This is a genomic window from Sphingomonas sp. AC411, assembly GCF_979253035.1.
In genome coordinates this window covers 419,036-434,595 of sequence record NZ_CEEDAQ010000001.1, presented here as the reverse complement: position 1 = coordinate 434,595, position 15,560 = coordinate 419,036, and the positions used below count along the sequence as shown (strand labels likewise).

At 62.0% G+C, this 15,560-nt stretch carries 12 protein-coding genes and 3 pseudogenes; 14 read left to right on the top strand and 1 reads right to left on the bottom strand.

From position 1 onward, the window contains the following. The first annotated feature begins 4 nt into the window (after positions 1–4). From AC0IX7_RS02200 to AC0IX7_RS02170, 7 genes are all read left to right on the top strand, one after another. Positions 5–367, top strand: a complete 363-nt coding sequence (locus AC0IX7_RS02200) for a hypothetical protein (protein ID WP_471810254.1) — start codon at positions 5–7, stop codon at positions 365–367. Between the two features lie 68 nt (positions 368–435). After that, positions 436–1,134 (top strand): hypothetical protein, encoded by a 699-nt coding sequence (locus tag AC0IX7_RS02195; protein WP_471810252.1) that lies wholly within the window; start codon positions 436–438, stop codon positions 1,132–1,134. 39 nt (positions 1,135–1,173) lie between these two features. Further along, on the top strand, positions 1,174–1,941 hold the full coding sequence (locus AC0IX7_RS02190; RefSeq protein ID WP_471810250.1) for a hypothetical protein: 768 nt from the start codon (positions 1,174–1,176) through the stop codon (positions 1,939–1,941). Next, positions 1,878–4,262: a gp53-like domain-containing protein gene (locus AC0IX7_RS02185; RefSeq protein WP_471810248.1), complete on the top strand. Its 2,385-nt coding sequence runs from the start codon at positions 1,878–1,880 to the stop codon at positions 4,260–4,262. The genes AC0IX7_RS02190 and AC0IX7_RS02185 overlap by 64 nt, the downstream gene beginning before the upstream one ends. A gap of 39 nt (positions 4,263–4,301) precedes the next feature. Continuing rightward, complete coding sequence (locus AC0IX7_RS02180) at positions 4,302–8,066, top strand: hypothetical protein (protein ID WP_471810246.1); 3,765 nt, start codon at positions 4,302–4,304, stop codon at positions 8,064–8,066. 81 nt (positions 8,067–8,147) lie between these two features. Further along, on the top strand, positions 8,148–8,360 hold the full coding sequence (locus tag AC0IX7_RS02175) for a hypothetical protein (protein ID WP_471810245.1): 213 nt from the start codon (positions 8,148–8,150) through the stop codon (positions 8,358–8,360). 56 nt (positions 8,361–8,416) lie between these two features. Next, positions 8,417–8,776, top strand: coding sequence for a hypothetical protein (locus AC0IX7_RS02170; RefSeq protein ID WP_471810244.1), 360 nt, complete (start codon positions 8,417–8,419; stop codon positions 8,774–8,776). 168 nt (positions 8,777–8,944) lie between these two features. On the opposite strand, the pseudogene AC0IX7_RS02165 reads toward AC0IX7_RS02170, so the two are convergent. Then, positions 8,945–10,081: pseudogene (locus tag AC0IX7_RS02165) on the bottom strand (YifB family Mg chelatase-like AAA ATPase); the annotation flags it as partial. 129 nt (positions 10,082–10,210) lie between these two features. On the opposite strand from AC0IX7_RS02165, the gene AC0IX7_RS02160 reads away from it, so the two are divergent. The 7 genes and pseudogenes from AC0IX7_RS02160 (at position 10,211) to AC0IX7_RS02130 (ending at position 15,499) form a co-directional block, all read left to right on the top strand. Next, positions 10,211–10,507 (top strand): hypothetical protein, encoded by a 297-nt coding sequence (locus AC0IX7_RS02160; RefSeq protein ID WP_471810242.1) that lies wholly within the window; start codon positions 10,211–10,213, stop codon positions 10,505–10,507. 92 nt (positions 10,508–10,599) lie between these two features. After that, positions 10,600–10,734: a 50S ribosomal protein L34 gene (gene rpmH, locus AC0IX7_RS02155; RefSeq protein ID WP_031393806.1), complete on the top strand. Its 135-nt coding sequence runs from the start codon at positions 10,600–10,602 to the stop codon at positions 10,732–10,734. Between the two features lie 56 nt (positions 10,735–10,790). Beyond that, positions 10,791–11,148: pseudogene (gene rnpA, locus AC0IX7_RS02150) on the top strand (ribonuclease P protein component). Positions 11,149–11,349: 201 nt separating this feature from the next. Next, positions 11,350–11,606: pseudogene (yidD, locus tag AC0IX7_RS02145) on the top strand (membrane protein insertion efficiency factor YidD). Continuing rightward, entirely contained in the window at positions 11,603–13,312 is a 1,710-nt protein-coding gene (yidC, locus tag AC0IX7_RS02140) for a membrane protein insertase YidC (RefSeq protein WP_471810239.1), read from the top strand. Before yidD ends, yidC begins: the two are co-directional and overlap by 4 nt. A gap of 59 nt (positions 13,313–13,371) precedes the next feature. Further along, positions 13,372–13,989: a ribosome biogenesis GTP-binding protein YihA/YsxC gene (yihA, locus tag AC0IX7_RS02135; RefSeq protein ID WP_187503431.1), complete on the top strand. Its 618-nt coding sequence runs from the start codon at positions 13,372–13,374 to the stop codon at positions 13,987–13,989. Positions 13,990–14,071: 82 nt separating this feature from the next. After that, positions 14,072–15,499 (top strand): S41 family peptidase, encoded by a 1,428-nt coding sequence (locus AC0IX7_RS02130; RefSeq protein WP_471810237.1) that lies wholly within the window; start codon positions 14,072–14,074, stop codon positions 15,497–15,499. Positions 15,500–15,560: the final 61 nt, after the last annotated feature.

The following is a 15,560-nucleotide window of genomic DNA, read 5'->3' as shown; positions in this document are numbered from 1 at the left end:
GGTGATGGCTTCTAATCCCGATCGCGCAATGCTCGTCACCCAACCGTATCGTTACGCGATGCGGAAGGTTGACGGGACGCTTGCGCTCTATCCCAACTCGAAAGTTATCGAGATTAACACCGCCCTTGATGAAGAGGGCGGTGAAGCTCTCGCGCAAGAAATCTTTGACCAGTCGGGCGAAAGCACGCGAACCATTCGAGTTACGCTCTCTGAGGCCATCAATCGTGATGACTTTATCGATGGCCCGCCCCGCTTCATGCTTAACTTTCCCGAGCATCCGGCAGCGGACCCGACGAAAATCTACACCGTCATTGATATGAAGGTGCGTGATCTTTCTAACCGCACCATTTTGATGGTGCGCGGATGAGCGCGCTTTTCGTTGCCCCGCTGGCGTTTACGGACGCGAACAGCCCCGCACCGATCGACGGCACGACGGTGGGCAATCTCAACAACGACAAGCCCGGTTACGTCTGGCGCGGATCGCTGGCGAGCGCATCGTTCACGATCGATCTAGGCCCCGATCCCGTCGAATATGACACCATCGCGCTTGTCGGTTCGAACCTACGCGCGAGCGATGGCGTGCGGGTGCAGACCGGCACCACCAGCGACGTGAGCGACTATGACAGCGGCACCGTTGCGGCTTGGACTGGCAAGAAACCCAAGCAACTTAGCGCCAAGACGATTGCCCTACTCCCTTCCGTTCGCACCGACCGTTTCGTTCGCATCACCATCACCGCCCCCGGACACCCGCGCGGCTATGTGCAGGCTCAGCGGCTGGTAATCGGCGCGGCGACGCGAACCTACGGCGTGAAGTTTGGCGCGAAGGTAAACTTCGAAGATCGCAGCCCTATTACCATCGGCCCCGGCTTCGAGGATGTCGATCGTTACGACGTGCTCCCGGCGTGGGACATCACCACAACCGGCATCACGGACGCGGCATGGCGCGAAACTTGGTTTCCGCTAATTTTGGAAGTCGGCTCAAGTTCGGGCCTTTTGTTCGTTCGCGATAATCGAGCACCCGAGACTTGGCAGACGGATGCGGTTTATGGTCGCATCACTTCGAAGGCTTCCGGCGAAGCGGTCAACTTCGATAGTTGGGTTTTCGTTGGCACGATTCTGGCGTTCGCGCCCTAAGCGTCCGCCAGCCGATCCCGAAAACCGCATAAATATCGTATGCGGAATATCCTTATCGAAATCAGCGCCGTTAACCCGGACACTAAGCTTATCAATGTCGTGCGCTTGTCGGCGGCTCACGCCAAGGCTGAGGGCGTTTTCCTTGACGGTAAGGTTTGGGTTCCCGCGATTACAGGTGATCCCGAACATTCTATCAGCTATTGGGGCGACGGTCGCACTCAGCCTCTAACCGTGTCTTACGGGCAGGTTGATCTAATCCTTAGCCGCGCCCTCGACAATAAACATTGGGGCAAGCTCGACTTCGACGGCGCGGATGCAACTATCTGGATCGGCGAAATGGGCGCACCTTTCGCCAGCTATCGCCAAACCTACACCGGCAAGATCGGCCCTTTCATCGAAGCCGATAGCCGCACGGCGCGTTTCTCGCTCTTGGGGGCTGAGGCTCAGCTTAACCGTGAGTTGCTTGATCGCACCTACGCGGGAACGGGCGGGCTCGAAGGGCCTAGCGCGATCACCGGCACCCTCAAGCCGATCTCATTCGGCGAGTGCGTCAACGTAGAACCGGTGCGGTTCGACACTATCAAGTTCATCTATCAGGTGAACGCCTACGCGGCGACACCGATCAACGCGGTATATTCGAGCGCGCTCAGCCTTGGTGCCCCGGCGACGGTCGCGACCAGCTACGCGGCCCTTGTGGCGCTTCCCTCAAGCCGGGTGAGTGGGCATCGTGCCCTAGCGCTGGCATGTTCCGCCTTGGTGGCGATCCCGGCAACGCGAAGATCACCGCCGACATCGGCACCCCCATGACCGCTACGGCTATCGCTGGCGAGCTTGTGAAGCGCTCAGGCATCGTGCCCGCGCGCATCGCTTCGAGCTTCGCCACGGGCACCCGCTTGGCTTCGCTCTACAAAACCGAAAACGCGACGATCGGCGATCTCGTGCGTGAATACGCTTTCGCTTCGTCACGCCTGCTAATCACGGATTCGAAGGGCGTCCTTCACCTCGCACCGAACAACTCGACCAAGGCCCCCGGCAAGCTGGCAAGCGACGGCTCAGCGGCACCGTTCGTGCTCCCCGACACAATCGCGCTCGAAGCCCCGGCGTCGCCATCGTGGAAAGTCGTTATCGGGCACACCCCGGTTTGGGCGGTTCACTCAGCGACAGAAATCAGCCCCGCGATCTACGCTGAGGGTGCCGATCTACTGGCGTTGATCGCGGCGGCAAAGGCCGCAAAGGAACGCGCTGAGGCGGCTCGCGCATCGTCGTTGCTGGCGATCAAGCGCCTTGATGACGCGGTTAAGGATTCGATCCTCGACCGCACCGAAAAGCGGGCTTGGCTCACCGAATATGAGGCCATCACGGCGGAAGCTCAGGGCATTGTTGCGGAAGCTCGCACCCGTGGCCTCAACGCCGATGCTCAGGCCCTAGCGGACGCCTACGCGGCCCTTACCGCCTACATCGCCACCCTCAACCCGGCGCTCAGCGATATCGACCGTGATACCACGATTGACGGCGCGACGTTCCGCGCTCGCTTCGTCGGCTATTACACGAACCGCCAAGCGGTGCTGGACGCCCTTGCGCGTATTGCCAAGCTCGACGCGGGACAGCCTACCAGCGTTGCGGACCTGAGCCCGATCGACGGCGCGAAGCTTGATGAGGCGGTCAAGAACGCCAACGACGCGAAGGACAACGTAGACAAGGTGCGCACTCAGCTTCCCGATCTTGTCGGGCCGCTCTTGCAAACCCCTATCGACAATGTGTCGGCGCTCCACCTCAAGGGCAGCGGCGCGATCCTCAAGGCGTCGAAGGCGCTCAGCGACAAGAACGCCGTAGCGATCTCGACCCTTGGCACGCGCGTTGATGAAAACGGAGCGATCATCGCTGAGGAAATCACGCAACTTACCAGCCGCGTTAAGAACGGCGAGGATACCGTTGAGGCGGGCTTTCTCGAAGTAAACCGGACGATCGCCAACACCAAGGTTGCGATGGCGGAACAGATCGTTTCCACGATCGCCAAATATGGCGAAAGCGCATCGGCGGGCATGGTTGAGGAACGCCGCGTTCGCGCGGAAGGCGACAAGGTTCTAGCGGAATCGATCGACCAGATGGAAATTAGCCTCACCAACTCGATTGGCGAGACGATCACCGGACAGATCAACGACGTTAAGCAGATCATCGCGGACAGCAACGGCGCAATCGGAACGTCGATCGAGGAGCTTGGCGTCAAATTCGAAACCGATCTCAACGGGGAAAAGCTCGCGCGTGAAGCGGCTATTCAGACGGTTGAAAAGACGGTTGTCGATGCGAACGAAGCGACGGCGGGGCGCATCGATACTATCTCATCGTCTTATGACGCGCTGAGCGGTTATGTCGGCAACGTCGCGGATGCCGTGGGCAACGTCGATGGTCGCGTTGATGCCGTTTACGGCGTGATCCAGACGACCCAAGAGACGGCGGCGAACGCCAATGAGGCACGCGCGGAAGAAACGCGAAGCCTTACCGCACGCCTCGACAACATGAACTATGCGCAGCTTCAAGAAAACTTCAGCACCTATGCCTCTAAGGTTGATGGCATCGGCGCTGAATACACGCTTAAAGTGCAGACGACGCAAAACGGTGAAAAGTATATCGCGGGCATGGGGTTGGCGATCGACAATGGCGTAAGCGCGATCAACTTTCTCACCGATAGCTTCCGCATCACGACCCCGGACGGCACCGGCACGCGACAGATTTTCTATGGCGACGAAGAAGGCATCTACATGCCCAATGTCCGCGTTGATAAGCTTGTTCCGGGCACGATCGACTTTGAGTTCATCGCCAAGCAGTCACTTCGCAACCCGAACGGCGGTTATCAGGTATTTCCGGGCGGCATGATCATGCAATGGGGAAGCTATCGCGGGCTTATCAACTTCGAGCAGGCGATTTTTATCAACTTCCCGATGCCGTTCCCGAACCAACTCCAAAGCCTGAGCGCCACGCCTTACATCACCGTCGCGAACAACCGCGATCGAGATTTGTGGATGCAGACGACGGCGAACCGCAACAACGGGGGTGCTGAGTTTATGGCTCAGGCAACCTCTAAGGATCGCTCGATTGACGGTTTCGACTGGCAAGCTTGGGGATACTGAGCTTCGGGCGGGGTGCCGCGTCATCTTAATAAATACCGTATGGCTATTTTTGAATCGACCGGCACCGTTGCCCTTACGAACAACTCCACTCAGGTTACTGGTGCGGGCACCAATTGGGCGGTTAACTACCCCGGCGTTTTGCTCATCATCGAAGGCATGAGCTACCCGGTTGCGTCGATCAACGGCGCTAACTCGCTCACCCTCACCAAGCCGTTTTCGGGTCCGACCGCTTCCGACCTCGAATACACGTTCGCGCCGTTGCAGCCCGACAACTATAATCTGAGCGTCAAGGTAAACGAAATCATCGATATTGCCGGTGATCTTGTAGACGCTTCGCGCGGCCCCGAGGGCAAGCAAGGCCCCGAGGGTAAGCAAGGCCCCGCAGGCAAGAACGGCGATGTCGGCTTTGGCGCGGTGATCGGCCTCACTGAGTATGCAGGCCAGCCCGCTGGCGGCTCAGGCGTAAACCTCATCGTGCCCGTCGCGACCGGCGAACCCGGCATCACCCTTACTCAGTCGTCGCAAGTCGTGTTGCCATACGACAAGCCCAACGCTGGCATCGGCCTTTGGATCAAGGCGACGACCTCCGGTTATGCGATCACGCTTGGCCTCACGAATGCGCCGCTTCCGCAGCCCGAGGTTCCTACTGAGCCGATCGATCTATCGGGTTCCTCGACCATCTACGGCACCCCCGGCACCATCATTCCGCTTGGCATTTTCGTCGGCGGATCGAACGCCGATTTCACCGTCAACATCCCGGAAGCCCTCCCCATTCGGATCGAGCGCAAGACCGGCATTATCGTGCCGACTTCGACCAAGTGGACGCTTGGCGGCACGGGCGCACCTTACCCCGCCGTTGGCGATGCCGTGCCGTCTATGGCGGGCTTTAACAAGTCGGGCACCGGCTTTGACTTCCGCAACGGCCATGTTGTCGTAAACAACGGCTCTTACCTTTTCACGGACGCGCTCGGCCTCGATTTCGGTTCGTCGGCTAACGAAGTCACCACCCAGACCCCGCCGACCTTTCGCATGAAGTGGAAGGGCGTCGTTCCCGCGACGGCATCGGAAGCCATCCTCATGAACTTGATGGACTATTCGACGGGCGGTTTGACGTTCGGGCCTTATTGGGATGGCTCGACGCTACAGCTTAAAATCCATCGCAATGGCTCGACCGAAAATATCACGAGCGACTCAAGCGACTTGCGCGTTCTCGGCACCAACCAGCTTTACGAAGCCGAGTATATCGACAACCCGACAGGCGCGGGCGGTTCGGTAAACTTCTACGTGAACGGCACAAAGATCGGCGAGACGAAGCAGACGACCAGCAAGCCGCGCATTGCGAGCGTCGCCGCGCTCGAAATCAACGCATCGGTTGGCAACACGTCGCAGAGCGTTAGCAACCTCGAAATCGAATATCTCGCTCTCGATGTCGGCAAGCCCGACGTGCAAAGCAACTTCGAGGCGGTGAGCGATGGCCCGATCACGCGCGCCGACTTGCAGGCGCTTGTCGTTGACGCGCGTTCGATCTCGACCAACCAGCCCGCCTATCACCTCACCTACACCGCGAACGGTATCCAGACTTATGATATCGAAATCGTGGTTGGCGAAATGGTTGTTCCCGCTGGACGCGCTTACAAGGCAGTTCTTGAGGATTGGAGCACGGGCGTAGGCGTCTCGCATCCGGCTCACCTTGTGATGACGAAGCCTAGCGCTCAGAATTGCAAGTTTGAGGACGCGAACCTTTACACGTCTCAGCCGACTTGGACCGAGGTTCTACCGCAAGGCCCGGTGCCTGTTATTAACGGCATCGCGTATTATTGCGAAGGCATCCGCATCGGCACGTATGTGCAGTTCCAGTTCGGTTACGATTGGGACGCCGCAACCATGCCTTACAACCCGTTCGGCGATCCGACCGGCAAGGACTCTTACATGGTGCCGCATAAGTGGCGGATCGAGGACGTGAACGGCACGGTGCTTTCGCGCATCGAAATGCCCAACGGTGAGCCGCTCAACTCGGCAAACCGCAAGCCCGCTTGGCAGGGTTCTTACGACGGTCGCGGCGTCGCGATCATCACGGCTAACAACCAGTGGAACCCGTTCGGCACGACCCGTTCGGGCGTCGTCTGGCGCTCGCATGAGCCGGTTGCATACTCGCAAGCCGACGTTTGGAAGAATGTCCCCGCATACGACATGCGCGTTCCATTCGCCGCTAAGACGGGCTTTTCCGTCAACGGCGGTGATGCTCGCGTGTTCGGCGACGGACAGGCGAACGGCTTTGGCAACTATCGCGCAATGTCGTGGGAGCCGACGACTTACGCCGACATCATCACGGCGGGTGCCAACACTCAAGACCCGTGGAAGGGCGGCGTTTACAACTCAGACGGCATCGTTCCGAACGCTGGTATTTGGCTGAAATACACCCCGTTCAACCAGATGGGGCGAAGCCCCGTGACGGGTTCGGGCGGCGCGCGTGACGATCGCCAGATTATGCCGGAAATGGTGGCTGAGTATGTTCGCGACGTGAACGCTAAGCGCCCTCACGATGGCCGTTCGATGAAGTCGATTAGCCTCGACTACCTCACCGGCTATGCGTCCGATCCGTTCCACTCATTCGAGAATGGCCGCAACCGCCCGCTCTATAAGGGCAACATGCGCCGCAACATCACGATGCGGAACCACTATTATGGCCCCGGACAGGCCGCGACTCCCGCGTCTCAGGCGTATTACGCTCAGGGCGGACGCCAATACGAATGGCAGTCGTCGGCGTCGCCGCTTCGCGTCAAGGTTCCTTACGCGGGCATGGCTTCCGATCGCCCGATTTTCGGCACCAACATGATCGATGAGGCGCACGCTCACCAGTTGCCGCATTGGGGCTCGATGCTTTGGCAGACGCCTGAGTTTGCGTTCCTTGGGCACCGTTTCTTTGATCAGGCGAAGCTTTACGATAACGTCATTCTCGGCAAGACGGATAGCGCGACCGAGTTTTACGAGCGTGGCGCGGCATGGAAGTTCTTGCACGCCGCCCTTGCGTGGAAAACGGCGTCTAACAACTCGGATCGTCTCTACAGCCGCGCGGAAGTGATGGACTTTATTACGTTCGACTTCGAGACGTTCTATGATCTTTGGTATGCCGCGACGCCCGGTTTCCTCAATCCGCCCGCCAACATCATGAGCGGCGGCGAGATTGACCAGCGTTCGGCAGTGTTCGCGGGTGCGGCTCGCTTTGGTCCGTGCCAGTTCACCGACATTGGCGTTCATTGCCACGATTTCTTTTCGGGCTATTGGCTGAGCGCGCTTCATGCGGCGAACAAGATCGGCTTTATCGACGCGCTCAAGGCCGCTTCGCCAAAGGTTAAGGCGGTGATCGAGTGGTTGCTTGCGATGCACCGTAAGCGGATGATCGGTCGCGTTAAGGACGGCTTGCTTATCAACGCATCGGGTTCCGATTACCTCACCAGCTATTGGACCGAGGCGGAAATTCGGGCGGCTGGTGGCGATGTGTCGAAGCTTCACCAGACGTTCGCAGCGGTGCAGGCCGCGCGCCCCGCGCCTTCGTGGGATACCTTCGTGAGCGATGGGCAGAACTATGACCGCGACGGGCAGGCGATGGATCAGCTTCTAGCAGGCCCCGCGATCATCAAGGATTTGGGGATGACCGGAACGGATATCGACCAAGCAGTTACGATCGCGGAAGCCCGTTTTCAGGAAAAGCTCACCGCCGAAACCGCGAAGGGTCCGGGGCAAGCCGGTTCGACTTGGTTCAAGTATCATCAGGTTACGAACAACCGGCCTTACAAACCCTGAGCCAACCCCGTGGGGCCTTGATCGGCCTCACGGGCTCCCTTCCCTAAATAAGAGATGATCAAGAACCTCAAAAGCTATGCCGTGGCGCTCGCCGTCTATCTCGGCAACGGTGCGACCCGTCGCGCCCTCGCATCCGTTATCATGGCTGGCGCGCTCGCGATCGGCGGCGTTGCCCTCGATATCGAGCACGTCGATACCATGCTAACCCTTTTCATCCCGCTGGCGGCGGCGTGGAGTTCGAACACTCCCAAGATCGAAGGCGACACTACCGAGGCCGATAAAGGCGGTGAGTAATGGCTACGGCACCGCGCAAGCGCGCCCCGGCCTCACCGGCACCCGATCCTAATCTAGTGGCAGCGCTCGCCGCCCTCACGCCCCCGGAAGAACGGGGCATCGCTAAGCACGCGGCTTCGATTATCGGCGCGGTAATCTTGGCGCTCATCCTTTGGGCTGGCGGGCAGCTTTTGAACCTCAACAACACCGTCACCCGGATGAGTGCCGACGTGAGCGCGCTCAGCAAGTCGATCGATGGCCTCCAGTCTGGACAGGGCGCGAGTGCGAAAACGATCGGCGATCTACAGCGCTCAGACGCGGCTCAGGACGCCCGCGACAACGCATACGAAGCGGACATGAACCGCGTTAAAGAACGGGTGCGGATGCTCGAAGGGCAGAAACCCCTAGAGCTAAACCGGCCTCGAAATGCCGATTGAGCAAGCCCGCTTGATCCTACTGGCGGCGTTCGTCGAAAACCCGGACTTGCCCGACGACATGAAGGCGAAGCTCGCGAAGCTCATCGTTCCGCCGCGCAAGCGTAAGGCGTTGCTCCCATTCTAAACGGCGGAAAGCCGCCAATCTTTCGACTTGAAAAGGGCCGCATTACGGTCGAGCAAAGGCCCGGACACCTTCGCCTGGTAATCCGCGGCACATTTGGGTGCCCTCGCACAGGCCAAGCTCGCATCGCCGAGGTGGCCGCACCGGCAGGGGTTCATCGCCGCGATCAATTGGACGCGCGCGGGGAATGTGACGTGCGCGTTGGCGCGGGCAACGCTGACCGTACCCGTCTCCAGCGGTTGGCGGAGCGAGATCGAGGACGGCGCGCTGGAACTCTGGGAGTTCGTCGAGAAACAACACGCCGAGATGGGCGAGGCTGACTTCACCCGGCTTCACCTTCAGTCCCCGCCGGTGAGCGCCGCCATCGATGCGGAATGATGCGGCGCGCGGAACGGGCGTGTACGGGTCAGGCGACCGCCGGAAAGCGTGCCGGCGACCGACTGGACCATCGACACTTCGAGCGCCTCGGCGGGGTCCAGCGGCGGCAGGATGCCGGGAAGGCACGACGCCATGAGAGACTTCCCAGACCCCGGCGGACCTACCATCAGTAAATTGTGAGAACCTGCCGCGGCGATCTCCAGCGCGCGCTTGGCGGTCTCCTGCCCCTTCACCTGGCGCAAGTCCGGACCGTGATCGGCGGCTTCGGCGATTCCCGGCTTGGGTGCGCTAAGCAGGCCGTGACCCTTGAAGTGGTTGAGCAACGCCAGCAGGTCGGGCGCGGCGATCACTTCGATCTCGCCCGCCCAGGCCGCCTCGGATCCTTGCGCGGCGGGACAGACGAGCCCCTTCCCCACTTCAGATGCATGCAGCGCCGCGAGCAGCACGCCCGGCGAGGCGGTGATCCGTGCATCGAGGCCCAGTTCGCCGACGATCACGTAATCCGCCAGCGCCTCGGCATCGACCACCCCCATCGCCGCCAGCAACGCCAGCGCGATAGGTAGATCGAAATGCGACCCTTCTTTCGGGAGATCCGCAGGCGACAGGTTCACCGCGATGCGTTTCGGCGGCAGCGACAGCCCCATCCCGGCGATCGCGCCGCGTACGCGTTCGCGACTTTCGCCGACCGCCTTGTCCGCCAGCCCGACCACGTTGAACGCGGGAAGTCCTGGAATCAGTTGGACTTGCACCTCGACCGCGCGCGCTTCGAGTCCCAGATACGCCACCGTCGCTACGATCGCCGCCATGCCCGCTCCCCCGCGACACGACGTCACGCCTTATTCATACCCGATTTGCCCTGTCTGCAAGGACGCGCGGCCGGAATCCTCTGCAACTGCCGTCTTGTTAACCTAATACACCGGACCCACATGCCTTCCGTGAAAGCCGTCCGCTCCCCTATTCTGCGCATCGGCCAGTTGCTGCTCGGGGTGGTCCTGATCCTGAGCGCGCCGATCCTTGCGCCATTGCCGGGGCCGGCGGGGATCTTCCTGTTCGCCGGCGGGATGGTGCTCGTGCTGCGCAATTCGCGCTGGGCGCGGCTGAAATGGGCGCGGTTGAAGCGGCGCTGGCCGCGGACCGGGCATTTCGTCGACCGGATGATGCGGCGGCAGAGCGCGATGCGCCGTCACGAGCGCGCGAAGGCGGCTAAAGCGCCACTGCCGCGACCGGTGTGAATTGACTTACCCGGCTCGTTTCCGTAAGCGCCCAGCCATCAAGGCCGTCCCCGTGGCGGCCGTTTTCTATTTGATGACCTAGGGAATGACCAATGAAGCGGACCTTTCAGCCGAGCAACCTGGTACGCGCACGCCGTCACGGCTTCCGCGCACGGATGGCGACGGTCGGCGGCCGGGCAGTGATCCACGCACGCCGCGCCCGCGGTCGCAAGAAGCTGTCGGCCTAACAATTCTAGACAAGCGCCGCGATTTTCTCGCGGCGAATGCGAGGAAGCGCGCACCGATGCCGGGATTCGTCCTGCTCATGCGCCCCCGCGATGACGGTGACGCGACGATGCAGAATCGGCTTCACCGTCACCAAGAAGATCGGCAACGCCGTCGTCCGGAACCGCATGAAACGGCGGTTGCGGGCGTTGGCGCGCGAGCTGTTGGCGGAGCGCGGCGTTGCCGGGGCCGATCATGTTTTGATCGGGCGGAACGGCGGCGTCGAGCGGGACTACGCCTTGTTGCGGACCGAGCTTGGCAAGGCGTTCCGAAAGGTTACGCCGCAAGCTGCTGCAACCGCCTCAGCGGACACCACCACAGCAGCGCAGGCCACCACCCCGGCGAAGGCCGGGGCCCAATTGGGAAAGCGGCCGTGATGAATGGCTGCGCCTCGTTATCGATGTCCCCCAATTGGGCCCCGGCCTTCGCCGGGGTGGCGCGGGGTTGAGATGGCGGAGGAACGAGTGTTGCTCGACGCGCCTACCCCGTTCCTTGTTCTCCCGCGAAGGCGGGAGCCCAGTCTGGGTCCCCGCCTTCGCGGGGAAACAATTTGAGGGCAATATAGCGTCGGCCCCACCATGCTAGCCCGCCTCCTCATCCTCATCGCCCGCGGCTGGCAACTCGGCCCTTCCCTCGTCCTGCCGTCGAGTTGCCGCTACGATCCTTCGTGTTCAGCCTATGCAATAGAGGCCGTTGGGCGCTATGGCGCGCTCAAGGGGGCTGGTTGGCGGCGAAGCGCATCGCGCGTTGCCATCCGTGGGGCGGGTACGGACCTGACCCGGTTCCTGACCGCGACCCAGATATCGACAAGAAATTGAAAGACGCCGCCCTGTGAAAGACGACAAGCAGAATTTCGTGCTGTTCGCGGTGATCGCGGCGCTGATCCTGTTCGGATGGCCGCTGATCCAGGGCAAGTTCTTCCCGACCGCGAATCCACCGGTCACGAAGATCGAAGGCGGCAAGACCAAGCCGGTCGCGAACCCCGCGGCCGATCCAGCCGCAGACGGTGCCGCAGCCATCGGTGATCGCAACGCCGTGATCGCCAGCACCCCGCGCATCCGTATCGAGACGCCCCGCGTGTCCGGTTCGATCAACCTCAAGGGCGCGCGGATCGACGATCTCGTGCTCAAGGGCTATGACGAGACGGTCGCGAAGAACTCGCCGCCGATCCGCCTGCTCTCGCCCGCCGGTGCGCCCGACGCGTATTTCGCAAGCTTCGGCTGGCGCGCGCAGGGCCTCGCACCGCCCGCAGCAGACGCCGTCTGGACCCCTTCGGGCGCGACCACGCTGACACCGACCACGCCGGTCACGCTCGACGCGACCAACGCCACCGGCCAGCGCTTCCGCATTCGGATCGCGGTCGATCAGGACTATATGTTCACGGTCCGCCAGACCGTCCTGAACGCCGGCACCGCGCCCGTCCCCGTCGCCACCTATGGCCTCGTCAACCGGGTCGGCATCTCGAAGGATCCGTCGTCGATGACGATCCATGTCGGGCCGATGTCGGTCGACAATGGCGGCGCGCATTACCGCCCCGACTACAAGGACATCGACGAGGCCACGCAGAAGTTCACGACGACCGGCGGCTGGCTCGGCTTTACCGACAAATACTGGCTCACGGCACTCGTCCCCGATCAAGGCCAGGCGTTCGACGGCCAGTTCCGCGCCGGCGCCAACAAGGCGTACCAGGCCGACTACGCGCTCCAGCCCAAGCAGGTCGCACCCGGCCAGTCGATCACGCAGACGTCGCGCTTCTTCGCCGGCGCCAAGGAAGTCCGCCTGCTCGATCGCTACACCGATCAGGCCGGCGGCGTCGCCAAGCTCGATTACGCGATCGACTGGGGCTGGTTCCGGATCGTCGAGAAGCCGATCTTCTATTATCTCGACTGGCTGTTCCGCATGGTCGGCAACTTCGGCGTGGCCATCATCCTGCTGACGGTGACGATCCGCGGCCTGCTGTTTCCGATCGCGCAGCGCCAGTTCAAGTCGATGGCCGCGATGCGCGCCGTCCAGCCGAAGATGAAGCTGCTGCAGGAGAAGTATAAGGACGACAAGGTCCGCATGCAGCAGGAAGTGATGGCGCTGTACAAGGCGGAGAAGGTCAATCCGCTCGCGGGTTGCGCGCCGACGCTGCTCCAGATCCCGATCATGTACGCGCTCTACAAGGTGCTGATGCTGACGATCGAAATGCGTCATCAGCCGTTCGTCGCGTGGATCAAGGATCTGTCCGCGCCCGATCCGCTCACGCCGCTCAACCTGTTCGGCCTGCTGCCGTTCACGCCGCCGCACATGATCGCGATCGGTGTCGTGCCGATCATCCTGGGCATCAGCATGTACTTCCAGTTCAAGCTGAACCCGACGCCGATGGACGACACGCAGAAGCAGGTCTTCAAGCTGCTGCCATGGGTCCTGATGTTCGTGATGGCGCCGTTCGCGGTCGGCCTTCAGGTGTACTGGATCACGTCGAACGTCCTGACGATCATCCAGCAGAAGCTGCTCTACGCCCGCCATCCGGGCCTGAAAGTGCCGGTGACCAAGTGAACGACGTTCCCAACTTAGGTCCAGACCTGGAGCAGACGGAAGCGCCGTTCACGCCCGAGATGCTGGAGCATGCGCGAAAGCTGTTCGCGGGGCATGTCGGCTTCCTGAAGTCGGCACCGACGCTCGAATTCCTACCCGATGCGTCGGTGCCCGAGGTGGCGTTCGCCGGCCGCTCGAACGTGGGCAAGTCGTCGCTGTTGAACGCGCTGACCGGGCGCAACTCGATGGCACGCACGTCGAACACGCCGGGCCGTACGCAGGAGCTGAACTTCTTCGAGGTCGGCGCCCCGCTCGCGTTCCGCCTCGTCGACATGCCCGGCTACGGGTTCGCCAAGGCACCCAAGGACGTCGTCAAGAAATGGCGATTCCTGATCAACGATTTCCTGCGCGGTCGTGACGTGTTGAAGCGCGCGCTCGTGCTGATCGATTCGCGTCACGGCATCAAGGACGTCGACCGCGAGATCCTCGAGATGCTCGACAAGGCCGCGGTCAGCTACCGCATGGTCCTGACCAAGGCGGACAAGATCAAGGCGTCCGAACTGGTCGAGGTGACCGAGCGCACCGCGATCGAGGCGCGCAAGCGTCCGGCCGCGCATCCCGACATCCTCGTCACGTCGAGCGAATACGGGATGGGTATCCCCGAACTCCGCGCAGCAGTCGTCGAAGCGGTCAGCTAAACGAACGGTTGCGGACCGATCTTCGGTTTCCGGCTGACACGGTTCGTCAAACTCCGTAGCTTCCCGTAAAGGGGAGTACGATATGCGTAGGGCGTTCGGGGGAATGTTGGCGATGGCGGTGATGCTGTCGGGCTGCGGGGGCAGCGACGAGGGCACGATTTCGACCGGCGGCAGTACGCCCGCGCCGGCTCCGACGGCCTCCACGGGATGCTCGCTGCGCGAACGCCAGGACTGGGCGGCGGCGCAAATCCGCGAATGGTATCTGTTCCCGGACACGCTGCCCGCGACGCTGAGCACCGCGTCCTACACGACGGTCGACGACTATATCGACGCGCTCACCGCCACCGCGCGGGCGCAGCGGAAAGACCGGTTTTTCACCTATCTGACGTCGATCAAGGAAGAGAACGCCTATTATAATGCCGGGTCCAGCGCAGGCTTCGGGATCCGGTTCGCGCTGGATCAGTCCGGCCAGCGGCTGTTCTCGGCGGAGTCGTTCGAAGGCGCGCCGGGGCTCGCGGCAGGGATCGATCGCGGTACGGAGATCCTGGCGATCGGTACGACGTCCGCCACCCTTCGAACCGTCAGTGCGATCGTCGCCGCGGAAGGCACCGCCGGGCTGACTACCGCGCTCGGCCCCGATACCGCCGGAACCGCACGGGTCATGCAGATCAACGACGCGGCGGGGACGCGTACCGTCACCGTTACCAAGACCGACTTCTCGTTGCTGCCGGTCTCGAGCCGCTATGGCGCGAAGATCATCCAGGATGGCGGGCAGAGCGTCGGCTACATCAATCTGCGGACGTTCATCAAAACCGCGGAGCCCGCGCTCAAGACCGCCTTCGCCGATTTCCGCGCCAAGGGCGTCACGAAAGTCATCATTGATCTGCGCTACAACGGTGGTGGCCTGATCGAGACGGCGGAGTATCTGGGCGATCTGCTCGGTGGTGCCCGGTCGACCTCCGAAGTCTTCGACTACGTCACCTTCCGCACGGAGAAGGCCTCGAACAACACGACACGATTCTTCGCGCCGCAGCCCGAATCGATCGCGCCCACGCGGATCGCATTCATCGGCACGGGCGGCACGGCGTCGGCGAGCGAACTCGTCATCAACGCGTTCACGCCGTACCTGCACAGCAACGCCGGACTGATCGGCACCAACACCTATGGCAAGCCGGTCGGCCAGATCGCGCTCGACAGGGAAGCGTGCGACGATCGCCTGCGCGTGGTGGCGCTTGCGACCCAGAACGCCGCGCGCAGCGGGGATTACTATGACGGGCTGGCCACCAAGGTCGAGGCGTCCTGCCAGGCGTCGGACGATATCGGCTACCAGCTCGGCGACCCGTTCGAATCGTCGACGCGCCAAGCCCTGAACTTTCTCGCTGGGCGGAGTTGTACGCCGATCACGGGCGCGGCGAACGCACGATCGCTCCGTACCGCCGACACGCGGCGCGACCTGCTGATGTCGGATCGCCCGGGCACCGCACAGCGCGAAGTGCCGGGCCTGTTCTGACCGCACGACACGAGAGGGGACTGCGAGCGAGTTGCCTCTTTCCGTCCCCTCGCCTAGCACC